Raw genomic sequence first — 18,778 nt, forward strand, 5'->3', positions numbered from 1 at the left:
GGAGTCTTCGCGCCTTCCACTCCAATCAACAGGGTTTCAATAAATTATCGGGGAACTGTATCTTTGTCGACAAACTGAAAGAGCCATCTGCAGTGATGGCTCTTTTCATGAATGCTATTGAACTTCTGAAATTCTAATTGCTTAACATCTTCTTACGATAAAATCTGACCATCGCAGCAAACCTGGCTTTTAGGCGATTGATTCTCGACGTTTTAAATTCGATTAATGGCTGTGCAAATGCGGCAGCGTACTTGCTGGATAACAATAACGTGAGAAGTAATGCAATCATCGCCAGCAGCAGAAAACGTTCTGGGCTATGGAAAAAGTCCTGTACCTGGCTCTCACGGAATGTGCGGACAAAGAACCCGTGCAGAAGATAAACATACAGCGTATTTTTTCCAAGATCCGTAAAGAAATATTCCTTTTTGGGAACGATTGTCAAAAAGCTAAACACCATCATCAAACTTAATAAATAAAAAGCTAATCGTGTGAACATGCTTGAAATCGATGCAGCTTCCATTTCTGAATAAGGTTTTGATCCCAGCAGCCATTTATAATCAATTTCTGGGTTGAAGTAGAATCCAAGAAAAACAATCGCGAATGCCAATAAAGCGCCGACTTTAAAAGCTGGTTTAGTCAGTACCCGGATATGATCCTTCGTCAGGTGGTACCCAAGCAGAAACAATGGAAAGAACACGAATGTTCTTGAAAGGCTTAAATAGTTCGAAACCCAATCAAAATATCCTACACCTAGTCCCAATCCAAATGCTAGCAAAAGTCCAGTTGCCGCGCTTAACCTGGTGAAGCCAATCAGCATAATGTTCCAGCAAAATAAACTGATCAAGAACCAGAGAGACCAATGCGGATTCAAAGGATCTACTGTAAAAGTCGATTTATTGTAAAGAAAATAATAGAAAACCGAATAGATCAATTGAAAAATGATATACGGAAGTATCAATTTTCTGGCAATCTTTAAAACATACCCTTTTTTATTGAAGCCCCGAGCGAAAAATCCTGATACCAGGATGAAGGCTGGCATATGAAATGTGTAAATGACTTTATATATATTGTAGATCATTTCATTGTCTTCAATAAAAGAGCGTAGAAGATGGCCAAATACCACGAAAAAAATCAATATGAATTTAGCATTGTCAAAGTAGTAATCTCGTTGCTTCATAAATCCTCCCTTAGTGAGAGACCCCCAAAAAACACTATAACCCTTTTACCCTTTTAACCACATATAAAAACTATGTAAATAGCTGAAATTTAAGGGGTTTATTCCTTAAATCGGAAATAAAGACTTCTGTACTAATACAAAAGTATCCCTGTTATACATAAGAAACCGTAATAAAATACGATAAAAAAATAAGATTTTTGGGTGTGTTCTAATAAAAAAATCGAAATGTTTGATTTATGTCACAGCTTTAATTTTATTTAGTCTTTAAAATTATAGATGGGGAATGTTGATATTCAATTACCTTTAGCAACTAAAATGGGGAGGGAGATTATGTCTATCTTACCGAAAAAGAATGAATTGGGATTTTATGAGATAAGACTTGAATCAATTGGAGGTCTCGGCGCAAACCTTGCCGGGAAGATGCTGGCAGAAGCCGGAGTACTTGGACTTGGATTGAATGGTTCTAATTTTTCTTCGTATGGGTCAGAGAAAAAGGGATCGCCTGTTAAAAGCTTTGTACGTTTTTGTGAGCCTGAAACAGAAATCAGGGTTCATAGTCCAATAGAAGAACCAAATGTTGTTGGTGTCTTCCATGAAGCACTTTATAAAATGGTTGATGTGGTAAGCGGCTTGCGCCCGGATGGCATCATGCTTGTGAATTCGACCCGGGATTTTGATGAAATAAAAAAAGATCTTCACCTTGAATATGGAACATTAGCAATTGTAGATGCACTAACCATTGCAGTAGAAGAAAAAACGAAAGTAAACACTGCGATGCTTGGAGCTTTGTATCGAATTATCGATTTCCTAGATCCGGAAGCGATGAAAAATGTCATCCGTAAAACGTTTGAGAAGAAGTACCCTCATTTCGTCGAACCGAATATCAGGACGTTTGAAAGAGGCTACAATGAAGTGCAGTTTAAGACATATGAAATGGACGAAGGAGCACAGGGCAAGGCGTTCCAACGACCTTTGCCAATGCTTGGTTATGGAACACAGGAAATAGGTGGTGTGATCACTGCGCAGGCGAACAGCATCCTTAAAGATTTAAGCGGTTCACGACAAGGATTTCTGCCAAAATTCGTCCAAGAGGAATGCATAAACTGTGCCGCATGTGATACGGCATGTCCGGATTATTGCTTCGTATGGGAAGAAGGCGAGGACAAACGGGGCAGAAAGCAAATGTTCCTTAAAGGAATCGATTACCAATATTGCAAGGGATGCTTGAAATGTGTAGAGGCGTGCCCGACTTCAGCGTTAAGCGAGCTAAGGGAAATGATTGGCTACGCAGACGAGAATAGAGTGAAGCACAATTATCCTTATGTGACTGGAGGGGTTTATTAATGTCCATTTTAGAAGAAAATTTGAGATCAATGACGGCAGCAGAACAGCTTACTACCTTTGAATCTGGCAATGAAATGGCTGCCATGGCTGCAGCGCAAATCAATTATCATATAATGGGTTATTTTCCGATCACCCCTTCTACAGAAATCGCTCAATTTCTTGACCAAATGAAGTCCAGAGGAGAGCATGACATCAAGCTGATTCCTGCGGATGGTGAACATGGCTCAGCAGGGATCTGTTACGGTGCTGCAGCCACAGGTGCCCGCGTCTTTAATGCAACAAGTGCGAATGGCTTAATGTTTATGCTTGAACAGCTGCCAGTCCAATCCGGTACTCGATATCCGATGGTCATGAACCTGGTAACAAGATCAATCAGCGGTCCACTTGATATTCGCGGGGACCACTCTGATCTATATTTTGCCTTGAATACAGGCTGGGTTATCTTGACTGCAAGGACCCCACAGGCTGTTTATGACATGAATATCATGGCATTGAAGATTGCCGAGCATTCAGATGTCCGCTTGCCTGTGATGGTTGCATACGACGGTTTCTTTACCTCTCATCAAAAGCGAAAAGTGAATTATTTTAAAGATCGTGCAGTGGTCCAGAAGTTTGTCGGAGAGACTCCAACTGAATACAATTTCGCGAGAGATCCGAAGAAGCCTGTGACAATCGGTGCCCACATGAATGGTGATGATTTAATCAATAACCATTTCCAGCAATCTGAAGCCATGTACAAAGCGAAAGATGTCTATAAAGAAGTTGCTGCAGAATATGCAAAATTGTCAGGAAGAAACTATGGAATTCTCGACTTGTACAAAATGGAAGATGCAGAGGTTGCTTTATTCTTGTTAAACTCAGCTGCAGAATCTGCAAAGGATGTAGTCGACAAGCTCCGCGAAAAGGGGATCAAAGCTGGTGTGATTAGTCCCAACATCATCCGCCCGTTCCCTGCTCAAGAAATCAGGGATGCCCTTGCGAACGTAAAGTCATTGCTTGTTGGTGAACGTGCCGACTCTTACGGCGGGCATGGACCTAACCTGACACATGAAATAAAATCTGCCCTTCAGGAAGACAAAAATAATACTACGATTGTCCTAAGCAGAGTTTTCGGTCTTGGTGGCAAGGATTTTTATGCAGATGATGCAGAGGCCTTCTTCACAATGGCAATTGATGCAATGGAAAAGGGGTATGCCCAGAAGCCTTTTGATTACTATGGCCACATTCCTGGAGATCAGGAAATAACCTTGAAGCAAGTCATTGAACCACAGCATGGGGATGTGTATAAATCAGGGCTAATCCAGGTAACCAGGGATGATGAAAAAAATAAGCTCAATGTGAAAATACCGCCATTGCGCTCTCTGACTTCTAAACCAAAGCGAATTGCCTCCGGCCATGGTGCATGTCCAGGCTGTGGTATCTTTGGCGGACTTGAACTCTTCTTTAAGGGAATCGAAGGCGATTTAGTCGTGTTGTTCCAGACTGGTTGTGCATATGTTGTCACAACTGCTTATCCGCATACTTCTCATAAGCAGACAACCATCCATAACCTTTTCCAAAATGGTGCTGCGACCTTATCAGGAACACTGGAAGCATTCCTTGAATTAAAGCGCAGAGGAGAAATTGAAGTATCTGCAGATGCCACTTTCGTCATGGTTACTGGAGACGGTGGTATGGACATTGGGATGGGGTCCGCAATCGGTACTGCATTGCGCGGCCACAAGCTGATTATGCTTGAATATGATAACGAAGGCTATATGAATACAGGTTCACAGCTGAGCTACTCTACTCCGTTTGGCCATATGACAAGTACATCCAATGTCGGAAAAGCTCAAAAGGGTAAGGCATTCCATCATAAGGATACAGCTCAGATCATGGCCTCAACGAACATTCCTTATGTCTTTACAGGAACAGAAGCATTCCCTCAGGACCTTGTCAAAAAGGCTGCCAAGGCACAATGGTATGCGCAAAATGTTGGTACGGTCTATGGCAAGCTGCTGATCACTTGCCCGTTAAACTGGAAATCAGAAGACCGTTATGGACAGACAATCGTAGAAGCTGCAGTCAATTCCAACTTCTTCCCGCTATATGAGGTTGAAGAAGGAATCACGAATATCACCTATGATCCAGAAGCGAAGAATAAAAAGATTCCTTTAGCAGAGTGGCTGAAATATATGGGTAAAACAAAGCATCTACTCAAAGAGGAAAACAGTGAAATGCTTGCTGAATTTGAGCAAGAAGTCGAAAAAAGATGGCAGCGCTTGAAAGCAAAACACGAAAACGAGTACCTATAGAATACTGGAGAAGCAGGGATAACTTCCTTGCTTCTATTTTTTTGCTTTTTTGTAACCTTCTATTTTCTTATTCCGTTAAATTAGACTCAAGGTATGCAAAGGTCTTGGGTACCTGTAATTTTATTAATGATAAATAGGCAGAGAAAAAGAGTCACAAAGAATCTTTTTATGTTACCTAAATTTACGCAGGCAAGGAAAAAGGATCAAATAGAGTGGCTTTCTGTTACCGAGATCCACACAGCCACAGAAAAAGAGTCATATAGAATAGTTGATACAATTACAAACCTTTTTTAATAGTCTTTAAGACTCTACTCACGAACGAATCTTTGGTCACTTTCCTAAAACAAAATATAGTTATCAAGTAAAAAAAAGCAGTAAGTAAAAATAAACGAAAAAATCCCCGATTTTAAAGGGATTTTTACTATTGATGTAGAAACTACTAGAAAAATGGGAATCCGGCAAGGAGGCTTTCAGGTGGATAGTGCTAACAAGCTAGAAGAGATAAGAGCACTGAAAGAGAAAATAGCCGCTTTAGAACGTGAAAATTCCTCGTTAAAAGAACTCGCTTTTAATAAACAGCAAGTGACAGCAGACTGCTCTTTTGCTCCTGAATCAGCCAATTATCATGAAAGACCTTTTGAAAAAAGGTTTACCGTAAATGAAGGGCTGTTTAAGAACCTGTTTTTCGAAACTCTGGATGGCATCGTTTTCTGGGGGAAGTGTGGAGAAATTTTTGCTGCCAATGAAGCGACCTGCAAATTTTTAGGTTTAACAATCGAAGAGGTGCTTAAATACAAAATCTCTGATTTCATATACCAAAAAGATGAGAAATATTGCGAAATGAAACAAACTTTAAAAGAAAAAGGCGCACTGCGCGAAGAGACCTTCTTTTTGCTGCCGAGCGGTGAGAAAAAACTGCTTGAATTCACTGTCAAGCTGAATGCTGGCGATGGTTACCATATGACAATTGTTCGTGATATCAGTGATCGTTATCGAATGGAGCAGGAGCTCCGCAAAAGTGAAGAAAGGTTCCGGAAAATATTTGAGGGATCCATCGAGGGTATGATCCTCTGGGATGAAAATTGTAATTACTATGAAATTAACCCATCTGGAATGGCTTATCTTGAACTAAAGCAAGATGACCTTGGTGAAAGGAATTTCAGGAAGTTATTTAGTAACCTTGGTATCCCGGATGAAGAAATTGCAGAGAGAAAAGAGTCGCTACTTCGCAAAGGAAGATTGGATGGCAGAATGACAATCCAATTTGAAGAAGGCAGGATAAAGCATTTTGAATATACAGTAAAACACCATCTTGTAGACAATTTGAATCTGATTATTTTTAGGAATATTACTGAAAAAATTCAAATGGAAGCCCAGCTGCGCAAATCTGACACCCTGAATATCCTTGGTGAGCTTGCCGCAGGCATTGCGCATGAAATCCGCAACCCGATGACTGCGCTTAAAGGCTTTATCCAGCTTCTTGAAAGCAGTACTGGCGATGCGTACTCATTATATTTCCAGGTCATCACTACTGAACTTCAACGGATTGATTCCATCATCAATGAATTCCTGATTCTAGCCAAGCCACAGGCAATTAAGTATATCCATACTGATATAAAAAAAATCATGCGTGAAACGGTGGACCTTCTTACTGCCCAGGCAGTTCTGCATGATGTCCAATTCAAAACCATCTACGATAACGATTTGCCAGAACTGCTCTGTGAACCCAATCAATTAAAAAAGGTTTTTATTAATATCATCAAAAACGCAATCGAAGTGATGCCAAAAGGGGGCTATGTTACTGTCACAATCAGCCCGGCTCCCGGAGAACGGATACATATTACCATCAGGGATGAAGGAGAAGGAATCCCAGCAGAAAAAGTAAAAAAGCTTGGAGAGCCATTTTACACCACAAAGGAAAGAGGCACTGGCCTTGGATTGATGGTAAGCTTTAAAATTATAGAGGAGCATGGTGGATCAATTGAGGTTGAAAGTGAGGTAGGACATGGAACAGCCTTTCATATTTACCTGCCATTCCAAAAAGAGACAGTTTGATTGAAAATTCAATCGGACTGTTTTTTTTAGGCTTTTCATTTATTGATAATTGTATTATTATTAGATACATACCTAATTAGATGTTTGTTTAATTTGAAAGGAGTGGAATTATGCAACTGGATAAAATTGTCGCCTTCCATAAAGCGATGGGAGATCCTACAAGGATAAGGATTGTCGCTTTGCTGACGAATGGTCCATTACATGGGCAGGCGATTGCCGGAAAATTGGGCCTTACCCCTCCCACGATCACTCATCACATTAAGAAGCTTCGTGATATAAACGTAATTTATGAGCGCAGGGACAAAAACACAATTTATTTCCATTTAAACGGATCTGTCATCATGCAGCAGGCAAAGACCCTGAGCCGGCTGATTGAGAAAAAGGAAGGGGAGGTGGAAGCGATGATTGAGCGTAATTTGGAGAGCAAAAAAGTAATCGAAAATTTCATTACGAAAGACGGACAGCTGAAGAATATTCCTGCACAGAGAAAGAAAAAATTGATGGTGTTCGAATACATTGTCCGTGGGTTAAAGGCAGGGAGAAAGTATCCTGAGAAGGAATTGAATGAATACATCAAGAAGTTTCATGACGACTATGCAACGATCAGGAGAGAATTCATCATCAACCATTATATGTACAGAGAAAATGGGATATATGAACTGAATCCAGAAGAAATGTGGGCAAAGCCGGAATAATTTTTATAAGCTTAAAAACCGCGCTAGTAAATGTGTAAATGGTTCCGTTTTAGGGTGCTTTCTTTGTAAAAGACACAAGAATTGACGTATGAATTGGCATACGTCTTTTTCTTTATTTATCAAGATTTCTACGAAATTCATTTAACTTCGACCTAGCAATTGACAACATTATTATGATGGACATAAGGTTTTGTTAATTAAAAAAGAGGGTCAAAAATTCAGTCATTTCCAGTACTGTGTTGATGACCAATTTTTTTAATCTTGATCAAAGCTGCTGAATCCCGCATCTAGGATCAAGAGGGTCCGCACTTATCGGATAGGGGATCAGGTTTAGCACCCGAGCTGATAGACGGAAAAATTCCGCTTAATTAATAATTATTATTAAAAAAAGCTTAAATAAACGGAGAGATTCCGCCTATTGACTCGAAAAATTCGACAAGGGGAGATTTTGCTTTGCATAATCGGAAAACCTCCCCTTATATACCCCCTAAACGAGCTCCCATCTGTATTTAACCGAAAAATCTCCGCTTATTTACTTTTGGTGGTTACCGATTAAGAACAAGACATCTTATTTAAAAGGGAATGAGGATAACTCAAAAATCCAAGAGAATCTCATTTTGATGCTATACGATCAACCGTATCACAAATAAATGAGGCTTTAAGGTTTTTATCTATCAATAACGACGCCAATACGGATCGTCATTTCGACACGTATTTTAAGAAAGGCACCTCAAAACGGAACGGTTTAGTAAATGAGAGAGCGGTTTTTTCTGAGTTTGAAAATAATTAATATAGTTCAGGCCTGCGGTCTGCAAAAATTGGTATTCTGCTTCTCGCATCTTTTACCTGGTCAAGGTCAATTTCAGCTGTAAGAATCTCCTGTTCTTCCCCTGCTTCAGCAATTATGTCTCCCCATGGTCCAATTACCATGGAATGGCCTGCGAATTTATTGTTTGGATCAGAGCCTGAACGGTTGCAGGCGATTATATAGCTCTGATTTTCAATTGCCCTGGCTATGAGCAGTGCCCTCCAATGTTCGAGACGCTGTATTGGCCATTCAGCAACGACGAACATTGCTTCAACCTCCTCAAGAGCATGTGCGCGTACCCATTCCGGAAAGCGAATATCATAACAAATCAGCCCGGCAAATTTTTGGCTGTCCAAAGAAAAAAGCCCTTTTTGCTTTCCGGCGGCCAGATATAAGTGTTCATCCATCAGCTGAAACAAATGCAATTTACTATATTTCCCTGAAAGCTCGCCACTCTGATCGAATACAAGCATTGTATTTTCAATACCAGCATCCGTCTTATTAGCTACCGATCCGCCGACAATATGAGCATTGTATTTGGTGGCACTACCCTTTAAAAAGGCTGCGGCTTCACGTGCGTCTGCATCGGCTTGATCTTTTAGGTTTGCTAAATCATAACCAGTAGTCCAAAGCTCAGGGAGCACGATAATATCTGGCTTTTCAGAGCTAGCTTTTTCCATTAGGTTCATTGCTGTATCGTAGTTTTTTTTCGAATTTCCAAACGCGATGTCCATTTGCAGACAGGCTATTTTAAATTTCATCTTAAATCACCGCCATAATTTCTGAAAATTATTTCTTTACAAGTTACTATTAACGTTATATCATTTGTGACTAGAATTTCAAATTAAAATTTTCAAAATATAATAAGTTCTTTAAGCAGGTGAAAAAATGGAATTTCAACAATCAGAATTATTGAAGAGCCTGCCCAAGCAATTCTTTGCATCTCTCGTCCAAAAAGTAGGGAGATACACTGAGCAGGGGGCAGATGTAATTAACCTTGGTCAAGGTAATCCGGACCAGCCGACTCCTGGACATATTGTCAATAAATTAAAAGAAACGGCTGAGAATCCGCTTAACCATAAGTATTCTCCTTTCAGGGGAATGCGTTCATTCAAGGAAGCAGCGGCAGAATTTTATCAACGGGAATACGGGGTCCATATTGATCCAGAAGAGGAAATTGCGATTCTATTTGGAGGGAAGGCCGGTCTCGTCGAAATTCCTCAATGCTTGCTTAATCCAGGCGATACGATTCTTGTCCCTGATCCTGGATATCCTGATTACTGGTCAGGTGTTGAACTGGCGAGAGCGAAAATGGTGACAATGCCTCTTAGGGAAGAAAATGGTTTTTTGCCTGATTATACGGAGCTTAAAAAGGAAGTTTTATCCGAAGCAAAGTTGATGTTTCTTAACTACCCGAATAATCCAACAGGAGCCATCGCTGACGAGAATTTTTTTGAAGACACGATTAAGCTTGCGAAAGAAAATGGTATTTGTGTCGTTCATGATTTTGCCTATGGAGCGATTGGCTTTGATGGAAAACACCCGTATAGTTTTTTACAAGCTGAAGGCGCCAAGGATGTTGGAATAGAAATTTATACCCTTTCTAAAACGTATAATATGGCAGGCTGGCGTGTTGGCTTTGCCGCCGGGAACAAAAGTGTGATTGCGGCGATCAATTTGCTTCAGGACCATATGTATGTCAGCTTGTTTGGCGCGGTTCAGGAAGCAGCTGCAGAGGCCTTACTGGGTTCGCAGCAATGTGTTTCCGAATTGAATAACTTGTATGAATCAAGAAGGAATGTGCTGGTCGAAGGGCTAAAAAATATCGGATGGAATATTACAGCTCCAAAAGGCTCATTTTTTGCTTGGCTAAAAGTTCCTGAGACGTTTACTTCTGTTGAATTCGCTGATTTCTTATTGGATAAAGCACATATCGCGGTGGCGCCGGGAGTAGGATTTGGTGAATATGGAGAAGGGTATGTCAGGGTAGGTTTGCTTACCTCCGAGGATCGTCTCAGGGAGGCTGTCAGCAGAATTGAAAGCTTGGGAATTTTCAAAAAACATATTGACAATGATTTATGAACCTGACATAATCCTAATTAATAAAATTATTTAACTAATTAAACCAATTAAATAACTTAATAAAATTATTTTCTTATCAAGAGCAGGTGGAGGGACGAGCCCTATGAAGCCCGGCAACCGACCCAGCATTATTGCTGGGCACGGTGCTAATTCTTGCAGCGGAAGCTGATAGATAAGGAGATGTTAGTTTATTCATCTAACCTCTTCTTTTCGAAGAGGTTTTTTTTATGCCTGTTCTAGCAGGACGATTTTTGTTTTAGAAGGGAATGAGCTTCATGAGTGAAATTACAGCAACTTATTTTGTACATGATTCAAAGCATAATCCAGAGAAGAAGGCCGAGGGAATCGCACTCGGACTGACAGTAGGTTCATGGACAGATTTGCCAGAGCTCGATCAAAAACAGCTTAAAAAACATAAGGGTAGAGTGGTTTCTGTTGAAGGAACCGGCCTTGACAGCAATTCAGAAACGGTCGCGACAATAAAAATTGCTTATCCTGCCTTGAATTTTTCACCAGATCTGCCGGCGATTTTAACAACCGTCTTTGGAAAGCTCTCGCTTGATGGCAAAGTGAAATTAGTCGATCTCCAATTTGGGGATGAGCTCAAAAAAGTTTTTCCAGGACCACGATTTGGAATCGAGGGCATCCGCAGTAAATTAGGGGTTTATGATCGTCCATTGTTGATGAGTATATTTAAAGGTGTGATTGGCCGCGATCTTGATTTCCTGCTTAAGCAATTACGGGAACAAAGTTTAGGTGGGGTAGACTTGATCAAGGACGATGAAATTCTGTTCGAAAATGAACTTACCCCTTTTGATAAGAGAATCTCAGAGGGGAGGAAGGTTTTGGCTGATGTCTATGAAACTACTGGTCACAGAACCTTATATGCTGCCAACCTTACAGGAAGGACTTCCCAGTTAAGAGATAAAGCAAGGAAAGCGGCTGAACTGGGAGCTGATGCATTGTTATTCAATGTTTTTGCCTACGGATTGGATGTTCTCCAGGAACTGAGGGAGGACGATGAGATTAACGTGCCGATCATGGCTCATCCGGCTGTAAGCGGGGCTCTGACTTCTGCTGAAGATTATGGATTTTCCCATTCATTGCTCCTTGGTAAACTGCTTCGCTATGCAGGAGCAGATTTCTCCCTGTTCCCATCGCCTTATGGAAGTGTTGCACTTGAAAAGCAACAGGCCATTTCCATCTCAGATGCATTGACTGCCGAGGACCTTTTTAAAAAGAGCTTCCCAGTGCCTTCAGCTGGTATTCACCCTGGCATGGTGCCGCTCTTGATTAACGATTTTGGAGTCGATTCAATTATCAATGCAGGTGGCGGTGTCCATGGTCACCCAGGCGGAGCTCAAGGTGGAGGCAAGGCGTTCAGGCAAGCAATTGATACTGTGCTGAATGGTAAAACACTTGAAGAAGGAGCACTGGAGCATGATGAACTCAAGATTGCTCTCGCTCTATGGGGTTCATCCGAGGCGGTGTCCAAATGATAAATCCCGTCGTTTTCTGTGATTTTGACGGAACAGTAACTGAAAAAGACAACATTATCTCTATCATGAATAAATTTGCACCTTCTGGCTGGGATGAGCTGAAGGATGCCGTACTGGACCGACGTGTTTCAATCAGAGAAGGAGTCGGCAGGATGTTTTCCCTCCTGCCGGTTAGTCTGAAGGAAGAAATCATTCATTATGCTGTGGAAAATGCCGAAATTCGTCCGGGCTTTCAGGAATTTCTTGAGTTCGCGAAAGAGGAAGGTATCCCGGTTTATATCGTCAGCGGCGGAATTGATTTTTTTATAGAACCAATTATTGAGCGGTTTGGACCGTTTGCTGGAGTTTATTGCAATGGCTCAGATTTTTCGAAGCAGACAATCAGAATTGAATGGCCAAACAGCTGCGATGAGCAATGTTCCAATGATTGTGGCTGCTGTAAGCCATCCATTATGAGAAAGCTTACTCAAAACGAAACATATAAAATTGTCATAGGTGACTCGGTAACCGATCTTGAAGCTGCAAAGCAGGCAGACTTTGTATTCGCAAGAGATTATTTAAAAGCCAAGTGTGAAGAATGGGAAATTCCCCATACACCATTTGAAACTTTTTATGATTGTATAGAAGCTCTTAAAACCAAGACAGGGGTGAGAGGATGAGCATTTTAGAAACAAAATGGGAAGAACTTGCTGATGTGAAGGCAGAACTGGCTGAACGGGACTGGTTTATGGGAACAAGCGGCAACCTTGCGATCAAGGTAAGCAGCGACCCTGTACAGTTTCTGGTTACAGCGAGCGGAAAAGATAAACGGAAACGTACTGAGGAAGACTTTTTGCTTGTCGATCAATTCGGGCGGGCAGTTGAAGAAACGCATTTGAAGCCATCAGCCGAGACACTTCTGCACGTTGAAGTATATAGAAAGACCAACGCAGGCTGCAGCTTGCATGTGCACACGATTGACAATAATGTAATCTCCGAAGTCTATGGTGACAGGGGGGAAGTCCAATTTCAGGGCCAGGAATTAATTAAAGCATTTGATAAATGGGAGGAAGATGCCGTCCTCAAAATTCCTATTATTCCGAATCATGCACATATTCCATCTCTGGCAAAAGCGTTTTCTGAGCATGTAAAAGGGGATACAGGAGCAGTCCTGATCAGAAATCACGGCATCACAGTCTGGGGCCGGAATGCATTTGAGGCTAAGAAAATACTAGAGGCAACAGAATTTTTATTCCGATATCAATTAAGGCTCCTGGAACACAAACCATTTCAATTATTTAAAGTAGTTTAGAAGATATTTATTTTTTAGTCCAGTTGATTGGATCGGAAATCAGCAGACAAATTTAACGGAGACAAAATATAAGTATAAATGAAGGAGAGATTTCAAATGGCATTTATCGTAAAGCAAAATTCAAAAGAAAGAATTGTCGATCAACAAGAGGTAGCTTCTTTTCTAAATGAACAAGAAGTAATTTATGAAAATTGGGATATTGAAAAGCTGCCAGCTAACCTGCAGGAAAAATTCCTCTTATCAGATGAAGAAAAACAGCAAATACTGGATGCTTTTAAGGCTGAAATCGAGGATATCTCAAACCGCAGGGGTTATCAAGCCCAAGATGTCATTTCCTTATCAAGCAATACTCCGAATCTAGACCAGCTTCTTGCGAATTTCAAGCAGGAGCACCACCATACAGATGATGAAGTACGATTTATTGTCAGCGGACATGGAGTGTTTGTGATCCAGGGCAAAGACGGAGAATTTTTTGAAGTATTTCTTAATCCTGGCGATTTGATTTCAGTACCTGAAAACGTGCGCCACTATTTCACTTTGCAGGATGACAGACAGGTGGTCGCAGTAAGGATTTTTGTAACGACAGAAGGTTGGGTACCTATTTATGAAAACGAGAAAGTAAGCCAGTAACCCAATTTACGTTTTCCAAGGACAAAGTAAAGAAGCGTGAATATTGTCGAAGAAAAAATTTTTAGCAGAGAAAAATGTCTTATTTTGCGAATCTATTTACTTTGATACAAGCATTTGCAATAATTTTTCAAGTAATCTTTTATTTATTTAAGGAGTTAAAGTAGTAGAGGATTTATAGGAGGAATTATGAAGTGTATCAATCGCAAAGGGCCTTATTAAAGGAAATAGATCGCATGAGGGAACGAATGGTGACTTCGGCAAGTGAATCAGGTTATACAAGCGAGGAAACAATTCGCTTCAGCCAGAATCTGGACCGTTTGATATTTGAATATCAAACTTTATGTAAAGAAGCAGAAATTCAGAGGCAAAGAGGAAAACTCCTTTTTAGGCAGATGATCTTGCTAACGAAAAAGCAATATATTTTATCACATGCAAAATTCGGTTGATTTGAATAGATAGAAATATTGTAGCCACTGCCCTGGCCGGCGGTGGCTACAATATTTCAATTAACTCTTTTCATTAACTGTGAAGCTTTTATCCTTATTGAAATCTTTTTAATAGGGTAACAAACCTCCAATCTCCACAATACTCATTTGCCAATCAACACATAACAAATCAATCTCTCCAGAGAATTAACAATTTGCTCAAAAATTCACGAGAATATGGCTATATGTGATTTTTATCATAGTTTTTAATCGAACATTTTATATATTTTTAACATAGATAGGTTTTTATCAACGTAAGCCTTTACACCCCACCATGCGCCACACATCATAACCATTTTATACAATGTGCTTCATTTGGTTCACGAAAGTTCGGAATTTTCCTTTTGTATGACTTATTGCCTGCACTTCGATTTTTCACTTTTTTATTTGTTGGTACTATGCTTGTAAAGCGATTCATATATCGTACTACATGGCATTTTTTTATCTAGGCTGTTTTTGCTATGATTGTTGTTTTTCCAGCTATGATAATGCCTCTTTACAGAACTCTATTCCATGGGATCAAGACTGTGTCTCTATTTATTGGTCTCTAAATAGGTCAAACTGCAAAACTAACGAAAAGAGCTTTAGAAATCGCTTTCATAATTTAATTGTTTGTTATTTTAAGGAGGGGAAAGAGAATCATGCACATTGTCGTTTGTGTTAAGCAAGTGCCCGATACAAAAATCATTAAAATCAATCCTAAGACAAACACCCTGGACCGGCGCAGCGCACCAGCAATCTTAAACCCATATGATGCTCATGCTGTTCAGGAAGCAGTAAAAATAAAGAACAAAACAGGTGGTACGATTTCGGTTTTATCGATGGGACCCCCCCAGGCAGTAGCTGTTATTAAGAAGAGTGTAGAAATTGGGGCTGACCAAGGCTTCTTAATCTCAGACAGGGCTTTCGCCGGTGCAGATACACTTGCAACAAGCTATGCACTTTCTAAGGCCCTTGAAAAAATTTCAAAAGATAAGCCGATTGATCTTGTCATTTGTGGAAAGCATGCGATTGATGGGGATACCGGTCAAGTAGGGCCAGGAATAGCAAGACGACTCGATATTCCGCCTGTGACAAATGTAATCGAAGTTTCGGAGATAAATGAAGAAGAAAAGTATGTCCATATAAAGCGTAAGCAAATCAACGGCTATGAAGTGATACAGTCCCAACTGCCCTGCTTGTTGACCGTAGAGAAAGAAATAAATGACATTGAATATGCTCCACTGCCAAATATGATCAATGCTGCACGATACGAACCGGTAATCTGGTCCGTAAATGATCTGGGAGATGTCGATAAAACCCAATTGGGATTGAAAGGTTCACCAACAATTGTAGGTAAAATGTTTACACCTCCTAAGCTTGAAGGTGGCAAGAGGATCGAGGGAGACGCAGATTCACAGATTGAACAGCTGATGGATGTTTTAATGGAACGAAAAGACTTATTTAAGATACTGTCGTAAACCTTGTAACCAGTCTCAAAAAACTGCAGGATTTTTAGATGTGTACATGCGTTGCCTTGATAAAGAACAAAGCACTTAGCTTTATAGTTTTATGCGTAACAAACACTCCATATAAGAACTGTCTTTTTTTAAATGGCTCTGTTAAAGCCTAATGTTGTTTTTTTAAACCTGTTGATTGTAGTGGAAGGCGTGTAGACTCCTGCGGGCTCAACGCCAGCCCCGCGGAAAGTGAAGCGCCTGGAACGAAAATCAACAGCCTTGTTTAACAGAGACTTTAAAATAAAAGCTGCCAACTCTTGATTCCGATTTTAAGGGGGAATAACAGGATGCAAGAAAACCAGGGAGTCTGGGTATTCATTGAAGTAAATGAAGCTAAAATCGAAGGTGTTTCATTGGAATTGCTTGGTGCCGGCAGAAAGCTTGCTGATAAGCTTGAAGTACCGCTTTCCGGAGTAATGCTGGGTGAAGGTGTCCTTCCGATTGCTAACGAAGTCATTTATGCAGGAGCCGATCAGGTATATGTAGTTGATCATCCAGTGCTAAAAAATTATCGGACTGAATCTTACATGAAAGGTGTCTGCATCCTGGCCGAAAAGTATAAGCCAGAAATCTTCCTGTATGGAGCAACCCCTAATGGAAAAGACCTTGCAAGTGCAGTTGCGACTGATTTAAGCACGGGTCTTACAGCAGACACGACAATGCTAGACGTCGATGTGGATAAAAGGTTGCTAGAGGCAAGCCGTCCTGCATTCGGCGGGAATATCATGGCAACGATCCTCTGTAAAAAACACAGACCGCAAATGGCAACAGTCCGCCCAAAGGTCATGAAGGCCCTTGAAGCTGATACAGAAAGAAAAGGTGTCATTATCGTAGAAGAATTTAATCTTCGCGAAGAAGATATGCGGACAAAAGTGCTTAAAATTGTGAAGGACGTAACAAAAAAAGCAAGCCTTGCAGAGGCACATGTCATTGTTGCGGGTGGAAAAGGAATGGGCGACCCACAGGGCTTCCAGCTGATTCATGAGCTAGCGGATGTCATCGGGGCAAGCGTAGGAGGAACGAGGGACGTTGTTGAAGCTGGCTGGCTGAAGCATGAGCAGCAAGTCGGTCAGACAGGCGAGACAGTCACCCCAAAAATCTATTTTGCAATTGGTATATCTGGCGCCATCCAGCATGTTGAAGGAATGAAAAACTCTGAGTTAATTATCGCCATCAATAAGGATCCGAATGCGCCGATTTTCGATGTAGCCACATATGGCATTGTTGGAGATGCGATGGAAATTGTGCCTAAGCTAATCCAGCAATTCAAAGAGCTCAGCAAAGAGAAAGGCGGGGAAATGAGCTATGCCTGAAAAATTTGATGTTATCGTTGTTGGTGCCGGACCTGCTGGAACCTCATGTGCTTACAGCTGCGCAAAAAGCGGGCTGAAGGTGTTATTGATTGAACGTGGTGAATATCCTGGAAGCAAGAACGTAATGGGTGGTGTCCTTTACCGTAAACAAATGGAAGAGATTATCCCTGAATTCTGGAAGGAAGCTCCATTGGAAAGGCCTGTCGTTGAACAGCGCTTTTGGATGATGGACAAAGAGTCAGTCGTTCAATTCGGCTATAAAGGTCTTGAGTGGGCAGTTGAACCATATAATAACTTTACGGTGCTTCGAGCACAGTTCGACCAGTGGTTCGCCCAGAAAGCTGTCGAGGCCGGCGCATTGCTGATCAATGAGACAGTCGTGACAGAATGCATTGTCGAGAACGGCAAGGTGGTCGGTATTCGCACCGACCGTCCAGATGGAGAGGCATTTGCTGATGTCGTTGTCCTCGCAGATGGCGTCAACTCATTACTATCCAAGCAGCTCGGCTTCCACAGGGAATTCCGTCCTGATGAAGTAGCCTTGACTGTAATGGAAGTGATTAATCTTCCAAAAGAAAAAATTAATGACCGATTCAATCTCGAAGGAAATCATGGAACAACGATTGAGATTTTCGGGGATTCAACAAAAGGCAACCTCGGTACAGCCTTCCTTTATACAAATAAAGATAGTTTGAATATCGGGGTCGGAACTACACTTTCAAGTATGATCAAAGCAAAGCTCAAACCATATGAATTGCTGGATTACTTGAAAAAGCATCCGATGGTGCGTCCTTATCTTGAAGGCGGAGAGTCAGCTGAGTACCTTGCCCACCTGATTCCAGAAGGAGGATATCATTCCGTTCCACGTGTGGCCGGAAATGGTGTACTTGTGGTTGGGGATGCAGCGCAGCTTGTAAACGCCATACATCGCGAAGGCTCCAACATGGCAATGGCTTCAGGGAAAATGGCCGCAGAAGCAATCGTCGAAGCGAAGAAAGATGGTAACTTCAGTGAAAAGAGCCTGAATCGATACAAAGAAGCATTATATGGAAGCTTCATCATCAAGGACCTTGAAAAATACAAGGATGCTGCCCACACATTTGAGAAGTATCCGCAGTACTTTAAGGAGTACTTGCCAATGGTGAATCAGGCAATGAGCAAATTCTTTACAGTAGACGGAACACCGAAAAAAGAAAAGCAAAAAGAAATCATGCGCAGCATGACTGCTGAAAAAGGAACCTTTAAGGTAATGCAGGATATCTATCGTGCATGGAAGGCGGTGAAATAATGTCAACGACAAACATCGAGGAAAAACAATATCTCTTAAGGTTTAAGTGTGACACAAAATCGCATCTGACTGTACTTGATCATGACGTATGCATGACTCAATGCCCTGACAAACTCTGTACTGTTTTCTGCCCTGCGGAAGTATATAAATGGGAAGGAAAACGGATGCAAGTCGGTTATGAAGGCTGCCATGAATGCGGCAGCTGCAGGATCGGCTGTCCGTATCAGAACATTAAATGGGAATATCCAAAAGGCGGGCACGGAATCGTGTTCAGGCTTGCTTAAACAACTTATCTGAAGGCTCTGTTAACGCCCAATG

Annotated in this window: 16 protein-coding genes and 1 riboswitch; of the genes, 14 read left to right on the plus strand and 2 right to left on the minus strand. The window is 41.2% G+C overall.

Translation table 11 applies throughout. From position 1 onward, the window contains the following. Window positions 1–133: 133 nt before the first annotated feature. Entirely contained in the window at window positions 134–1,177 is a 1,044-nt protein-coding gene (locus V7654_RS19470; protein WP_335432457.1) for an acyltransferase family protein, read from the minus strand. Between the two features lie 330 nt (window positions 1,178–1,507). Between V7654_RS19470 and V7654_RS19475 the strand changes: the two genes are divergently transcribed. The 4 genes from V7654_RS19475 to V7654_RS19490 all read left to right on the plus strand — a co-directional run bounded on the left by V7654_RS19475 (window position 1,508) and on the right by V7654_RS19490 (window position 7,565). Beyond that, window positions 1,508–2,521 (plus strand): 2-oxoacid:acceptor oxidoreductase family protein, encoded by a 1,014-nt coding sequence (locus V7654_RS19475; RefSeq protein WP_335432458.1) that lies wholly within the window; start codon window positions 1,508–1,510, stop codon window positions 2,519–2,521. Continuing rightward, window positions 2,521–4,815 carry a thiamine pyrophosphate-dependent enzyme gene (locus V7654_RS19480; RefSeq protein ID WP_335432459.1) on the plus strand — a complete coding sequence of 765 codons (2,295 nt, stop codon included), beginning with the start codon at window positions 2,521–2,523 and terminating at the stop codon, window positions 4,813–4,815. The genes V7654_RS19475 and V7654_RS19480 overlap by 1 nt, the downstream gene beginning before the upstream one ends. Window positions 4,816–5,289: 474 nt before the next feature. After that, window positions 5,290–6,870, plus strand: a complete 1,581-nt coding sequence (locus V7654_RS19485) for a PAS domain-containing sensor histidine kinase (RefSeq protein ID WP_335432460.1) — start codon at window positions 5,290–5,292, stop codon at window positions 6,868–6,870. Window positions 6,871–6,980: 110 nt separating this feature from the next. Next, a complete protein-coding gene (locus V7654_RS19490) occupies window positions 6,981–7,565 on the plus strand; it encodes a metalloregulator ArsR/SmtB family transcription factor (RefSeq protein ID WP_335432461.1) in 585 nt (194 codons plus the stop codon). Window positions 7,566–8,351: 786 nt separating this feature from the next. Here the strand turns inward: V7654_RS19490 and V7654_RS19495 are convergent. Then, window positions 8,352–9,134, minus strand: a complete 783-nt coding sequence (locus V7654_RS19495) for a carbon-nitrogen family hydrolase (protein ID WP_335432462.1) — start codon at window positions 9,132–9,134, stop codon at window positions 8,352–8,354. Window positions 9,135–9,261: 127 nt separating this feature from the next. On the opposite strand from V7654_RS19495, the gene V7654_RS19500 reads away from it, so the two are divergent. The 10 genes from V7654_RS19500 (at window position 9,262) to V7654_RS19545 (ending at window position 18,744) form a co-directional block, all read left to right on the plus strand. Next, window positions 9,262–10,455 carry a pyridoxal phosphate-dependent aminotransferase gene (locus V7654_RS19500; RefSeq protein WP_335432463.1) on the plus strand — a complete coding sequence of 398 codons (1,194 nt, stop codon included), beginning with the start codon at window positions 9,262–9,264 and terminating at the stop codon, window positions 10,453–10,455. A 70-nt stretch (window positions 10,456–10,525) separates the two neighbouring features. Next, a riboswitch (SAM riboswitch) is annotated at window positions 10,526–10,634 on the plus strand. 96 nt (window positions 10,635–10,730) lie between these two features. Further along, window positions 10,731–11,954: a 2,3-diketo-5-methylthiopentyl-1-phosphate enolase gene (gene mtnW / locus V7654_RS19505; RefSeq protein WP_335432464.1), complete on the plus strand. Its 1,224-nt coding sequence runs from the start codon at window positions 10,731–10,733 to the stop codon at window positions 11,952–11,954. Then, on the plus strand, window positions 11,951–12,613 hold the full coding sequence (locus tag V7654_RS19510; RefSeq protein WP_335432465.1) for a 2-hydroxy-3-keto-5-methylthiopentenyl-1-phosphate phosphatase: 663 nt from the start codon (window positions 11,951–11,953) through the stop codon (window positions 12,611–12,613). Before mtnW ends, V7654_RS19510 begins: the two co-directional genes overlap by 4 nt. After that, entirely contained in the window at window positions 12,610–13,245 is a 636-nt protein-coding gene (locus V7654_RS19515) for a methylthioribulose 1-phosphate dehydratase (RefSeq protein WP_335432466.1), read from the plus strand. The genes V7654_RS19510 and V7654_RS19515 overlap by 4 nt, the downstream gene beginning before the upstream one ends. A gap of 96 nt (window positions 13,246–13,341) precedes the next feature. Beyond that, window positions 13,342–13,875 (plus strand): 1,2-dihydroxy-3-keto-5-methylthiopentene dioxygenase, encoded by a 534-nt coding sequence (locus tag V7654_RS19520; RefSeq protein WP_335432467.1) that lies wholly within the window; start codon window positions 13,342–13,344, stop codon window positions 13,873–13,875. A gap of 191 nt (window positions 13,876–14,066) precedes the next feature. Further along, window positions 14,067–14,321 (plus strand): aspartyl-phosphate phosphatase Spo0E family protein, encoded by a 255-nt coding sequence (locus V7654_RS19525; protein ID WP_335432468.1) that lies wholly within the window; start codon window positions 14,067–14,069, stop codon window positions 14,319–14,321. A gap of 680 nt (window positions 14,322–15,001) precedes the next feature. After that, entirely contained in the window at window positions 15,002–15,820 is an 819-nt protein-coding gene (locus V7654_RS19530; protein WP_335432469.1) for an electron transfer flavoprotein subunit beta/FixA family protein, read from the plus strand. A 326-nt stretch (window positions 15,821–16,146) separates the two neighbouring features. Further along, window positions 16,147–17,172: an electron transfer flavoprotein subunit alpha/FixB family protein gene (locus V7654_RS19535; RefSeq protein ID WP_335432470.1), complete on the plus strand. Its 1,026-nt coding sequence runs from the start codon at window positions 16,147–16,149 to the stop codon at window positions 17,170–17,172. Then, window positions 17,165–18,460 (plus strand): FAD-dependent oxidoreductase, encoded by a 1,296-nt coding sequence (locus V7654_RS19540; protein ID WP_335432471.1) that lies wholly within the window; start codon window positions 17,165–17,167, stop codon window positions 18,458–18,460. Before V7654_RS19535 ends, V7654_RS19540 begins: the two co-directional genes overlap by 8 nt. Next, complete coding sequence (locus tag V7654_RS19545; protein ID WP_207498694.1) at window positions 18,460–18,744, plus strand: 4Fe-4S dicluster domain-containing protein; 285 nt, start codon at window positions 18,460–18,462, stop codon at window positions 18,742–18,744. The genes V7654_RS19540 and V7654_RS19545 overlap by 1 nt, the downstream gene beginning before the upstream one ends. The last annotated feature ends 34 nt before the right edge of the window (window positions 18,745–18,778 follow it).

Origin of the sequence: Bacillus sp. JJ1609, from assembly GCF_036967045.1 — a bacterium.
In the GTDB taxonomy this organism is placed as follows: Bacteria; Bacillota; Bacilli; order Bacillales; family Cytobacillaceae; genus Mesobacillus.